Raw genomic sequence first — 12,542 nt, forward strand, 5'->3', positions numbered from 1 at the left:
AGTTTGTGAAATCATGGCGACAGCACCTCAAATAGAAACCCAACACCTGCGACTGGTCGCCTTTTCTGAAAAGCATTTGGCGGAACGCTATGTCAGCTGGCTGAATGACCCTGATGTTGTTCGATATAGTGAGCAACGCCATGACACGCATACATTGGAAAGCTGTCGCGAATTCTTGAAATCCTTCGACGACACGCCGAATTTGTATTGGGCGATTGAAGAAACTGCGACCGGCCGCCACATCGGTAATATCGACGCCCACATTGACGCGCCAAACAAAGTTGCCGACGTTGGCATCGTCCTAGGTGAGAAAGAAATTTGGGGCAAAGGCTATGGCTTTGAGGCTTGGACTGGCGTGCTGGATTATCTTCTTGGTCCTGGCGACATGCGCAAGGTGACGGCTGGCACCATGGCAACCAACGTCGGAATGCTGGGCATTATGCGTAAGGCCAGGATGGTGGAGGAAGGCAGGCGGCTAAAAAATTACCTTCTGGATGGCAAGGAAGTCGATCTCATCCTGGTTGCACGGTTTGCTGATGACCAAGACTGAGCAAGATATTCAACAAGAAATCTATGTGGCCCTTGCCTTCCATCAAGCGGGAAAACTGAAAGAGGCTAAATCTGAATATCGAAAGCTCCTGCGTCGATACCCTGATAATGCCGATATCCTACATTTAAGTGGAACGCTGGCGCACCAAATGGGACAGATGGATGCAGCGCTCAAGAATCTAACACGGGCGGCTACTTTGGCTCCCCAGAATCTTGAAATTCACCTGAACCTCTTTAGAACGCTTGCCACGCAAGATAAAATCCCAGAATTAGAACATACGCTCCATATTCTCGTCGAATTGTCGCCAAAGGATGCCAACTTGCTGGCCCAGTTGGGCGAAATTCTTGTGCGACAGGACCGTGCAGATGAAGCTGAGCCTTACTTTCGTCGTTCCGTAGAGTCAAACCCCGAAACCTTAGATGCCTGGAATGGACTTGGAAATATATTGGAACGCCGCGGCGAATTTGCGGATGCCGAAGACTGCTATCTTAAATCCATTGAAATAGAACCAAATCGTGCCGAAGCGCGCTACAACCTTGGTAATGTGCTGCGCCAACAGAATAAAGTCGAAGACTCGATTAAGGCCTTAAGCAAGGCCGTCGAGTTAGATCCTGAATTTAAACTGGCCCACGTTCATCTCGCGTTTTCTTTGTTTATGAATGGCGATTTTGAAGCTGCTTGGCCGGAATATGAATGGCGCTGGAAAATCCCTAATTTTCCAACCCCGGTAAGGCCGTTTTCCCAGCCAAAATGGCAAGGCGAACGCCTCGACGGTAAAAAAATTCTCGTTCATGCAGAGCAAGGATTCGGCGATTCTCTACAATTTGCACGATTTACAAAGGACATTGCGGACCATGGCGGAGATATCATTTTAGAATGCGCTCCCGGCCTTACCAGCCTCATGGAATCGGCTCCTGGTGTAACCGAAACCCTGGCCCGCGGCGACCAATTGCCGGCTTTTGACGTCCATGTTCCCTTGCTTTCAATTCCAGGAATTTTATCGATGGGTTTGGACGCCCTTCCAAATCAGGTTCCTTATCTTCAAGTTCCTGTTAACAAACAAGAATATTGGGCTGGTCGGTTAAAATCTCCTGACCAGTTAAAAATCGGTATCACGTGGCAAACAAGCACCGAACAGCTCAGCAGTTCCTTTAAATCCTGCCCGCTTCAGGCCTACGCCGCATTATTTGGCATTGAACAGGTGAAATGGATCAGCCTACAGAAGGAAATTCCCGACTCCGACCTGCCTTTACCACCTGACATCATGGATATTTCTGAAGACTTGGCTGATTTTTCCGATACGGCCGCCGTAATTTCAGAATTGGACCTTGTTATTAGCATGGATACTGCCGTCGCCCACCTCACCGGTGCCCTCGGAAAGCCAGTCTGGCTGCTACTCTCAACGGCGGGGGATTGGCGTTGGATGAAGGACCGCAACGACAGCCCTTGGTACCCAACAATGCAAATTTTCCGACAGACCAATTTTAACGACTGGAACGAAATTTTGACGCGAATTCGCCCTCAAATTGAAAAGTTAATCGTTGATAAAGCGTTAAATTCCGCGTAAGCTATTGAAATACAAGAAAACAAATTTTAACACATTTCGTTATTTTTCTTTACTTATCCCCCCAAAGCCGTGTATCCTTTAAATGCTTAGCAGAAGCTATGTGTAAGAAAGGAGAAAACTATGGCCGATTCAGTCTTAGCACAATTCCCTCTTACCGTTGCGAGTCAGCTTGTGCAGCAAACCACTGTTCAACTTGAACAGCAAAAGGAGGCTGCAGAAGACGCAGCAAAAGAGGAGGAGCAAAAAAGTTCAACCTCTGCTCTTCAGGCTTCCGCGCCTGTTTCTGAAGGGAGCTCGAGTTCTGGTGCAAATCAGAATGACAGCAACGATTCAGACTCTGGTGGAAGCGCCGACGGTCGAGGTGGAAAGGTAAACATTGAAACTTAACACCAAAACTACCGACCATATGGTATGTTAAAGCCTCCCCAATGATGGGGGGGCTTTTTCATTTGGGGAACATGGCACACGTCCTACCTCTCCACGAAGGAACGAGACCGCTGGACCGCCTTTTCCTTTTCCTGATCCGACAGCTTAACTTCCAGGCGAGAAACGCTATCAAGCATCCGCTTCGCGATAACTGGCCCGAAACGTTTCTTGAGCAAGACCTCGCCAGATTTCATCGCTAAAAGCCGGGCATAGGCCTCGACTTTATCTTTAGAGACACCGTTGCCTTCTAAATAAATCAGGGCCAAACCGTAATGGGCGCCTGGCTCACCCCATTCCGCCGCTTTTTCGTACCATTTACGCGCCACTTCTGGGTCCAGCTGAGATCCCCTCCCTTCCAGAACCATCGCTGCCAGATTCACTTGCGCCTCAGAATTACCGGATTCGGCCGCTTTTTTCAGAGTAGTGAAAATTTTGGCATCCTTTTTATTTAAAGCCATAGCCTCCTCAATCCCTATTCGTGCAGCGTGCGAAGGACATCTCGCAAAAACCCCGAGATTATTCATTATCCCAATGAATATGGCCAATGAATATAAAAGGGGTGGGCAAATAACGGCACAAACTTCCTGGGTTAACTGGTCAAATATTGCCGAGCACCCCGGAATTTTGGCCAATTTCTGAGTCCTAAAAATTATTTTTTACAATAAATTCAAATAGTTATGTCGTTTTTCCAAAACTGGCCCGCGATTTGCTTAGTAGGGGTTAGCGAATTTTATATTTTTGGAGGAAGACATGGATATCTTCTCGCTCAAGCCTAAAGAGATCGTTGATCCCACAGCTGGGAATCAAAAGGGGAACACGGCGCTTTCCACGTTGGCCAATCTTTCGTCGGCGTTTAAGGAAATGATCAACAAGTCCGGCGGTCCAGGAGACAGTGCTGGTGCATTTGATGCACTTGCGCGCCAGTTCGCCGGTGCTGAACGCGTTGAGCCGGAGGCCCGTCCAGAGGAAAATCCTTACGAGCGTGGCGATCTAGGTCAGAGCAATCGGGACGATCATGCCGATGCCTCCGATGATCATAGCAGCAACCGGGGCGAAAATCGCGCCGAGCCCGCTGATAACTATGAGAACAACAACAACCAATCTCGTGGTGAAGAACGCAGCGACGCCGCCGGTGACAACCGCAGCGACACCGGTGCAGATAATGCCAGCGACCGCTCTGCCGGTCGGGACGAGCAACCACAGGACACCGGTCGTGAGAATGCATCTGACACGGGCAAAGAAGCCTCCGCTGATGGACAAGCTCAAGCCGAATCTGGCGGACAAAACCAGCAACAGGGTCCCGCCACTTCTGGCGATGCCAACAACCAAGCGGGTAATGTGGCCGCCAATAGCGCCCAGATGAATTTGGCTGGCGTAATGGCGATGGCTCAGTCTGGTGGTGCGCAAACGAATACGAATGAAAATGCTGCCGTCAACGCGGGTGCTTCTGCCCAGCGCGACAATGCCATTCAAGGTTTAGCGGCAGCAACGGCGAATACCGGCAAGGACGCGGGTGCTAATCAATCCAACGGACAAGCCAACACCAACGTTAACGCCAATGCTCAGGCAAAAGTAAACACCGGCGGAGAAGCCCAAGGTCAGGGCGACCGCCCTGTTGCCGATGGCCGCGCCGCACAGCAGGCTGCTGATATGGCCAGCAAGGTTGGTAATGGTCCGAAAGTCTCTGTAACTGTAAACGTTGCGGATGAAGCAGAAACCATCGTTTCCAAACCGACATCAACCCTAACCGCAGCTTCTTTGAAAGCAACGGATAGTGACGCAACCAATCAAACGGGTCAGCAAGCTGCAGGACGCGCCAATCAGGGTGTAAACCCTGCCGCACTGTCCCATGCGGCACCGCAGGCACAGAATGGACTGAACACAGCCCAGGCACAGCAAGGCAACGCCCAGCAGGGTCAAATCCAGGCTGCAACATCTTCTGGTGGCGACGCTAAAGCAATGGCGCAAGGTCCGGTGCATGCTACGGCGCAGACGGCCACGTCGACGACGACGGAAAGTGCAACGCCGACGACGACCGCCAACACGAATGATGCGCAACAGACCAAAGAGAACCAGACGGCGAAGGAAGCTCAGGCTCAACGGTTCATACCGCAACGCCAAGCCATTGCTGATCAGGTTTCCGTGCAAATCAACAAAGCCATCACAGCAGGTTTGGATCGGATCAGCATCCAACTTCGCCCAGAAGCTCTCGGTCGTGTTGATGTCAAAATGGACATTGGCAAGGACGGAAGTGCCAGCATCATGGTAATTGCGGAAAGCAAAGATACCATGGAACTGTTGCAACGGGACGCGAAAGACCTGTTGAGAGCACTCGCCGAAGCCGGTTTGAAAGCCGACTCCAGCGACTTAAACTTCAATTTACGTGGCCAACAAAATCAAACGGCCAACAACAATGGCGACAATAGCAATTCGAATAATGGCGGAAGCGGCGACGGTTCCGGAACCGGCAACGGTGGTTCGAATGGCGCTGAAGCCAGCCTAGCGGCACGCGAAATCGGTGACATCATCACCGAAGATCACGTGGATGTCCGCGCCTAGGTTCGACGAGGAAAAGGAACTAATAAAATGCCAATCCTTGGTGGTGTAAACTCAACTCCTGGCGCAACGGATCAAGCTTCTCAAGCCGCCGTTGCCCAGAAAAAGCTAGATGAGGACCTAAACAGGTTCCTGACCCTGCTGATCACTCAGCTGGAAAATCAGGACCCCTTGGACCCCATGGATGCATCCGAGTTCACGTCGCAGTTGGTTCAGTTTGCCAGTGTAGAACAGCAGATTTCTCAAAACTCGAATTTGGAAAAACTTCTGAATGTGACCCAGACGTCACAAGTCGGCGACATGGTCAGCTTCATCGGTACAGAAATTGAATACAGTGGCGATCTGTTCGAGCTAGAGGGCGAATTGGCTAAGTTCACTTATACCTTGGATAGCAAGGCCGCCAAGGTCGATATTGCGGTGCGAGATCAGAGCGGTCGGACTGTCTTCAACTCGGTGGGCGAGAACGAAATCGGCACCCATGGTTTCGTCTGGGACGGCACCGGCAACAACGGCCTGCCGCAACCAGATGGACCCTATACCTTAATCGTATCCGCCATTGGCCCCGACGGCGAAATTCAAGGCGTGAAGAAAACCGTATTTGGCACGGTCAGCGGTGCAGGTGCAGAAGACGGTGTGGTCTCATTGTTTATCCACGGCATCACGGTTCCATTGGATCAGGTTCTTTCGGTCTCAGAAGCGGTTCCGTTAGTTCCCGTAAATACCAATGGTGAAATATCGAATCCGTCGGCGTCAAACAGTAATGCAGACGACGACGTAGCTGAGGACGACAGAGAAGTCGAAGAATCATCTGCCGCCGCATAACGAATGAAAATGAACACGGGCTTCGGCCCACACATGAATACGAACGAAAGATAAAGGCCGGTTGATCCGGTTATTAAAAGGAGAACGAAAATGAGTTTATTTGGTGCACTGTCATCGGGCGTATCCGGACTTACCGCGCAATCTAGCGCGATGGGTGCGATCTCCGACAACATCACGAACGTCAGCACGATCGGGTATAAGAACACGCGAGTGGACTTCTCAACCCTGGTCACCAAGCAGTCGTCGAGTACTCTGTTCTCCCCAGGTGGTGTTCAATCCAGACCGCGCCAGGACACAGGTGTGCAGGGCCTCTTGCAGGCGTCCACGTCCTCGACAGATATCGCGATTTCCGGCAACGGTTATTATGTGGTGAACGAATCACCCCGGCCTGGCGTTTCAGACCAGTTCTTGTTCTCCCGCGCTGGTTCGTTCTTCCAAGATAACGAAGGCTTCTTGCGCAATACGTCAGGTTTTTACTTGCAAGCTTGGCCGACGGATGCCGCTGGCAAAATTGTTCCGGCGAACGATAGCTTGAGCATCGCCAACCAAAACATTTTGTCGACGGACTTTTTGGACACGATTAACCTGAGTAACGTTGGTGGTACGGCAACGGCGACCTCCGCGATCTCCATCGGTGCCAACCTTCCGGCCAACGATACAGCCGGAACGACACACCGTACGGACGTTCAGTTCTTTGACAGCTTGGGTAACCCCAACAACATCAGTTTCCAATACACCAAAGCCAACGTTGAAAACCAATGGCGTTTGGATGTTGATCCGCCGCAAGGCACCGCGGTCCTGACGCTGGAAGACCCCACGGTCCCAACGGCCAAGGTCTACGGCAGTACGGGTCAGCTTGAATTCAACGTCCCGACCTCTGCCGGTGACGCGGTTCGCCGTCCGGCCGATGGTGCGACGATTATTATCGACGCCATTACCTACCAATTTGATGATCAGCCAGCCAATTTCACCGCTGGAACGGCAACGACCACCGACTTCCAAATTACCGCAAGTACGCTCACATCGATCGCTGGCACATTTTCTAAAGTTGCCGTCGGCGACGTGCTGACCATTCAGGATGCCGATACAGCGGCAAACTTAGGACTGACCTTAACCGTTACCGCAGTCGCCGCAGATGGCTCGAACTTTACCTTCACACCGTCTGGAGCGACAACTGTGGACGCAGCCGATTCGTCAATGGTTCTGACGCTGTTTAATGCTGGCCTGGGTCAAACCTCTACTCTTAAACGGGTTGATATCAGTTCCAATACGTCACTCTCACAGGACATCGCGGCACTTGTTGCTGCGGTAAAAGCCAGTGACTCAGACTTTGCTGATGATGCCAATACATCGACCGGAACGACCACGGTAACCAACACGCGGATTGCAGTTAGTGCGGGAAGTGCGACGACGATCCTTTTCAAAGATGACGGACGCTCCGCGATTTCGGTTAATCCCGCAGGTCTTCTGGACTCTTCCGGTACCTTGGTGACCGCTCAAAAGAATGCCTTCACGGTTAAGAAACGAGACGACGATTTTACCGACGAAGTGTTCTTTAAATTTAACGCACAGCCAAGTGATACGGATACAATTACCGTCAATGGTATCGTCTATGAATTTGACAGCAACGCGACCACTACCGCCGGCAACAAATCGGTCACAATTGGCGCCAGTGTAGCGGCGACCCTCACAAATTTGGTCTCCGCGATTGAGGCCAATGACGCAAGCTTCGCTTCAGGCGGCACCCGCGCACGATTAACAGCATCTAATGCGGCGAGTGCACCAGTAGCGGTTGCGACCTCGGTCACGGGTAACACCGTCACGACGGCGGCGGCAAATATTAATGTTGCCCTTCCTGCGTTGGTCGCCGGTAGTTCCTTCACTATCCTAGCTGACGGCGTAGCGAACGTGGTTACCTTTGATGGGACAGCGACAACCGCCACCGCCTTGGCCGCAACAATTACGGGGCTTTCTGCAAACTTAACCGCCACAGTTGCGGACGGCGCTGCACTTGTAATTACCGCTGCCAACGGGCGCGCAATCACAATCACAGATGGTGGTAACTCTGCTGCCACAGCGCTTGGTCTCATCTCAACCAGCCCGACTGTATTCAACGCCGGCTCCACAGCAGCCAACAGTGCCGTTTTAAGCTCCACGGCTGACACCTTGGTCCTGACGACGCTGCCTAATAACCCGGCCAATAATAACGCCGCAACGAATACGGCGGGAACCTATTCTGCGGCCTTCTCAAATGCCTTTGGTGCCGCAACGAACACGGTAACCAGAACCGACCAAACCACGGGGTCCCAGACGACGATCGCGGGTTCGGGTACTGGTGGTGCTTCTGTCACCATTCAAACCAAAGCGGCGCTTAAATTCTCCGCCGATGGTCTGCCCAGCGAAATTAACATCAAAGACGTTGAGGTTCTGGACTTTGCCAACGGTGCGAACGACTTGAATGATCAGCCGACTGGTGTTGGTAGCTTGTTATCCAATAAAATCGAGATGAACTTCGGAACCCTCCTGGAAGCCAACGGCTTCACCCAGTTTGGTGCCGAATTCACTCCGGTCTTTATTCAGCAGAACGGATCACGCTTCGGTAACTTTGCCGGCGTCACCGTCAACAGCGGCGGCCAAGTTGTCGCCCTGTTCGATAACGGTGAAACGCGGAACATTTATCAGATCCCGCTGGCGACCTTCGTTAACGTCAACCAGTTGGAATCCAAGTCTGGTAACGTTTGGAACGCGACGGAAGCCTCCGGCGACGCGACACTCCGCGAAGCAGATACGGGTCCTGCAGGATCGGTTATTCAGGGCTCACTTGAAGCATCCACTGTCGACATTGGTGAAGAGTTCACCAAGATGATCGTTGTCCAACGGGCGTTCTCAGCCTCTGCCAAGATCATCAGTACCGCCGACGATATGTTGGAAGAACTGCTCAGAACGAAACGTTAATAGCTAACTAAGGACTTTTGCCGGTCCCTAAACGGCTACCACGAACCACACACTTACGACACGACTTACCCAGATCCCGGCATGGTTTTACCCACCATTGCCGGGATCACCATTTTTGGGGATAGGTTTTTAAGTCACTTCCCGACCGCCGACGTAGACTTTGCCATCGCCTTGGTCCCCGCCTTGGCCTGTGTCCAAATTAAACCGCACGCCATGAATTTTTACATTCAGCGAATGCTCGGGTCCTTGGCCGACCGCGCGGTACCTCAGTTCCAAATCTTCCAAGGTAATATCTGAGGGAACCTCACAAATCGCTTCAAAATCAGCCTGGCGCGTGACCGTGCCGCTCCAATGTTCATCAACGTGCGGCAACGACTCGTCTGCCACCAAGGCAGGGGCCAATCTTTCGAACAGTTGAAATATCATGGCATGGCTGAGGGTTTCGAGGTGCATCCGATCAATATCAAGAGATATTTCGCAGCGATCAACACCGACGATAGGTCCCTCGTCCACCTTCTCCCACATTTCATGGGCCGTTACGCCGAACTGATCGGCGCGGGAATTTATCGCGAAGCAAGCCGGATAGAGCCCCGGAAAGTTCGGCGGGCCAGGGTGAAAATTATAGGCGGGGCCGTCCAATGTATCCAAAATCGACTTCGATACGATAACGGGGGTGCAAAATCCTATGAGGCGTTTTCCGGCCAGCCCTGTTTCGGCGGCGGCCTCCAGATCGGCCCGAGTAACCACATGCCTAATTGAGACTGAGGGGGCATGGCGACGCAAGATCGTCATTAACTCCTGCACTTCAATTAGCTCAGTAAGTAATAAAATTTCTTTGATCATCACATTGCCAACTGACTGTTTTTAAACAATTTTTTATCCAAAATAATTTTCATTAGGTAGATTTTAACTCTGTTCTTTAGCATTTTTTTAACACGCGAAATCGTATTGTCTCTGTAACAGGCAGGACTAATAACATACACGAGTGGTTGAAAAGATGAAGGATCTACGTTCCCGGCCGAAGGATTTTCCGCGACCTGACATGGCTAAGCCGCACGGGATTAAACCCAGGGGCTTTGACGTTGTTGGGCCGACGGGTGAGCCGATGACACGCGATGACCTTCCTTCGCCCAATACAAAGCGTTGGGTCATCCGCCGCAAGGCAGAAGTGGTCGCTGGCGTTCGCGCAGGTCTAATCACCATCGATGAAGCCTGCGAACGTTACAGCCTTTCAATTGACGAGTTTCTGTCTTGGCAGCGTCTGCTGGCCAAACACGGCCTACCCGGTCTGCGCACCACGCGCATCAAGACTTACCGGGCTGATCAAGCTTAAAAATACGCATCCGTTTTAAGGGACAATCTTTCCTCACCTAAATTAGTGCGAATAACTAGGCCATGTAATCATAAATGGTGTTGACTGTGACGTGGCTATTTTTGTTCTCTGGCAAGGCGTTAGGAAGGCGTGATGCTTGCGCATCACAACTGACGACACGCCGCTGTTCAGGGGCAAAAAGAGACACGCCCTGAAAGGGTCAATTTAGAAGGTGTTTCGATGCGTCAAGCGGCCTCACCGGGGGATAAACCCCGCTTTCGGCCACTTTCCTACCGAAACGCCTTCTAAATCGATCACAGTTCATCACCATTTATGATTACATGACCTAGGCAATTTTTGCCCAGTTGTTAACGACTTTTTCATCACTCCCTCCTTAGCCTCTAGTCTCCTGGTTAATTTCGGCTCGTTTCCCAATTACTCCGGTGGAACGTTGCCCCAGAAAAGCTTTTAAACGGCTCGCTCAGAGGGACATTTCATGGACGCTTTTTCCCAAATGATAAAAAACCTAGGCCCTATGCGCCTAGGGATGATGGGACTTGTGGGGATTTTACTCGTTATCTTCTTTATCTTTATGGCCACCCGATTGGGTGGCACCAACATGACGTTGCTGTACGGCGACTTGGATTCAAGCGATTCGGCTGCAATCGTGTCACAGTTGGCATCAAAGAAGGTTCCACACGAAGTTCGCGGCGATGAAGTTTGGGTTGCGTCCGATAAAGTTTTCCAAATGCGGATCGCCATGGCCGAACAGGGTCTGCCCGGTTCCGGCAGCATCGGCAACGAAATTTTCGATAAAAACTCCGCTCTCGGCAGCACAAACTTCTTACAAAACATCAACCAAATCCGCGCCCTACAAGGCGAATTGCAAAAAACCATCACATCGCTGGATAAGATCAAAAATGCCCGCGTCCATATAGTTATGCCAAAGCGCGAACTGTTCAGCCGCGAGAAACAATCCCCCAGCGCATCGGTCGTGCTCAACATCCGCAGCGGTTCTCTGGCCAAACAACAAGTAGCAGCGATCCAACATTTGGTTGCCGCCGCCGTCCCGTCCTTGCAACCCAATAAAATTTCAGTCGTCGATCAGCGCGGCAATCTTTTGGCGAAAGGGTTTGAAGATGATTCGCCTGAAGCCGTTGCCGCCAAATCCGAAGAACGACGCCGCGCCTTCGAATCACAATTGGCTGCCAAAGTAACCCGGCTGCTGGAAAAAACTGTTGGCTCACGAAAAGTCCAAACTCAAGTCTCTGCTGACATTGATTTTGACCGTATTAATACAACGGAAGAACGCTTTGATCCTGAAGGCCAAGTTGTTCGTTCTACCCAATCTCTGGAATCAAGCCGCAACAGCAAAGAAGCGGAAGCTTCACCGCCAGTCAGTGTCGGCACCAACCTGCCGGACCCTAACCTTGGCACCGGCGATAGCGCCTCCAACACAGCCAACGAAAATCGCACGGAAGAGACCGTTAATTTTGAAATTTCCAAAGTCATCAAGAACCACATCCGGGATATCGGCACTGTTAAAAAGATATCCGTAGCTGTGCTGGTCGATGGAATCGTTAAAGAAAACAACGATGGTGACGAAGTCTATGAGCCGCGAAAGAAAGCCGAACTTGAACTCCTGAGCACGCTGGTCAAGGGGGCTATTGGCTTTGATGCCAACCGCGGTGACGTGGTCGAAATCATTAATATGAAGTTTGCCGACCCGCTTGTCGCAGACGAACCAGAACTGGAACTATTCTTCGGTTTGGACAAAAACGATCTGCTTAGAATGGCGGAAATCCTGGTCTTGAGTATTGTCGCCATTCTGGTCATTCTGTTAGTTGTCCGCCCGCTTGTCTCTAGAGCCTTTGAAGCCATGCCGGCGGTTGCCGCAGGTGTTGGTGAGGCCGCATTGCTCTCCGACCAATCTTCTGGCGCACCAGCCCTAACGGGCCCCGATGTAGCGGAAGAAGACTCCTACGACGAATTGATCGATATTGATCGAGTTGAAGGTCGCGTTAAGGCATCGTCAGTTAAGAAAGTTGGTGAGATCGTTGAAAAGCATCCAGAAGAGGCACTGGCTATTGTCCGGTCCTGGATGTACGAGGGAGAATAACCCATGGCAAAGCTCAGAGGCGACAGTCGAAAACTCAATGGCGGACAGAAAGCGGCGGTCTTCATGCTGGCTTTGGGGCCTGATTATTCGGCTAAATTATTTGAGTTAATGGACGACGAAGAAATCCGCGACTTGTCGCAAAGCATGTCGACCTTAGGGGGTGTTGAATCAACCACTGTGGAAGGTTTGTTTGTGGAATTTGCGGATCAACTTTCCGGCGGTGGTGGTAATTTAA

At 51.4% G+C, this 12,542-nt stretch carries 11 protein-coding genes; 9 read left to right on the plus strand and 2 right to left on the minus strand.

Going from position 1 to position 12,542, the window contains the following annotated elements; all coding sequences use genetic code 11:
* Positions 1 to 13 precede the first annotated feature (13 nt).
* From HOM51_01950 to HOM51_01960, 3 genes are all read left to right on the plus strand, one after another.
* Positions 14 to 550: a GNAT family N-acetyltransferase gene (locus HOM51_01950; GenBank protein MBT5033260.1), complete on the plus strand. Its 537-nt coding sequence runs from the start codon at positions 14 to 16 to the stop codon at positions 548 to 550.
* A complete protein-coding gene (locus tag HOM51_01955) occupies positions 537 to 2,117 on the plus strand; it encodes a tetratricopeptide repeat protein (GenBank protein ID MBT5033261.1) in 1,581 nt (526 codons plus the stop codon). The genes HOM51_01950 and HOM51_01955 overlap by 14 nt, the downstream gene beginning before the upstream one ends.
* Positions 2,118 to 2,237: 120 nt before the next feature.
* Positions 2,238 to 2,504: a hypothetical protein gene (locus HOM51_01960; GenBank protein MBT5033262.1), complete on the plus strand. Its 267-nt coding sequence runs from the start codon at positions 2,238 to 2,240 to the stop codon at positions 2,502 to 2,504.
* 83 nt (positions 2,505 to 2,587) lie between these two features.
* On the opposite strand, the gene HOM51_01965 is transcribed toward HOM51_01960, so the two are convergent.
* Positions 2,588 to 3,001: a sel1 repeat family protein gene (locus HOM51_01965; protein MBT5033263.1), complete on the minus strand. Its 414-nt coding sequence runs from the start codon at positions 2,999 to 3,001 to the stop codon at positions 2,588 to 2,590.
* A gap of 292 nt (positions 3,002 to 3,293) precedes the next feature.
* Between HOM51_01965 and HOM51_01970 the strand changes: the two genes are divergently transcribed.
* The 3 genes from HOM51_01970 to HOM51_01980 all read left to right on the plus strand — a co-directional run bounded on the left by HOM51_01970 (position 3,294) and on the right by HOM51_01980 (position 8,876).
* A complete protein-coding gene (locus tag HOM51_01970; protein MBT5033264.1) occupies positions 3,294 to 5,102 on the plus strand; it encodes a hypothetical protein in 1,809 nt (602 codons plus the stop codon).
* Positions 5,103 to 5,129: 27 nt separating this feature from the next.
* Complete coding sequence (locus HOM51_01975; protein ID MBT5033265.1) at positions 5,130 to 5,921, plus strand: hypothetical protein; 792 nt, start codon at positions 5,130 to 5,132, stop codon at positions 5,919 to 5,921.
* A 90-nt stretch (positions 5,922 to 6,011) separates the two neighbouring features.
* The gene (locus HOM51_01980; protein MBT5033266.1) at positions 6,012 to 8,876 is read left to right on the plus strand and encodes a flagellar hook-basal body complex protein; all 2,865 of its coding nucleotides are present in this window, start codon (positions 6,012 to 6,014) and stop codon (positions 8,874 to 8,876) included.
* Positions 8,877 to 9,005: 129 nt separating this feature from the next.
* Here the strand turns inward: HOM51_01980 and HOM51_01985 are convergent, their stop codons facing one another.
* Entirely contained in the window at positions 9,006 to 9,668 is a 663-nt protein-coding gene (locus HOM51_01985; GenBank protein MBT5033267.1) for a methionyl-tRNA formyltransferase, read from the minus strand.
* Between the two features lie 250 nt (positions 9,669 to 9,918).
* On the opposite strand from HOM51_01985, the gene HOM51_01990 reads away from it, so the two are divergent.
* The 3 genes from HOM51_01990 to HOM51_02000 all read left to right on the plus strand — a co-directional run.
* Entirely contained in the window at positions 9,919 to 10,209 is a 291-nt protein-coding gene (locus HOM51_01990) for a DUF1153 domain-containing protein (GenBank protein MBT5033268.1), read from the plus strand.
* 475 nt (positions 10,210 to 10,684) lie between these two features.
* Entirely contained in the window at positions 10,685 to 12,307 is a 1,623-nt protein-coding gene (fliF, locus tag HOM51_01995; GenBank protein MBT5033269.1) for a flagellar M-ring protein FliF, read from the plus strand.
* A 3-nt stretch (positions 12,308 to 12,310) separates the two neighbouring features.
* Positions 12,311 to 12,542 (plus strand): flagellar motor switch protein FliG (locus HOM51_02000; protein MBT5033270.1); only part of this gene is annotated, 232 nt, incomplete at its 3' end.

The organism is Rhodospirillaceae bacterium, from assembly GCA_018660465.1.
Taxonomy (GTDB): Bacteria; Pseudomonadota; Alphaproteobacteria; order Rhodospirillales; family JABJKH01; genus JABJKH01.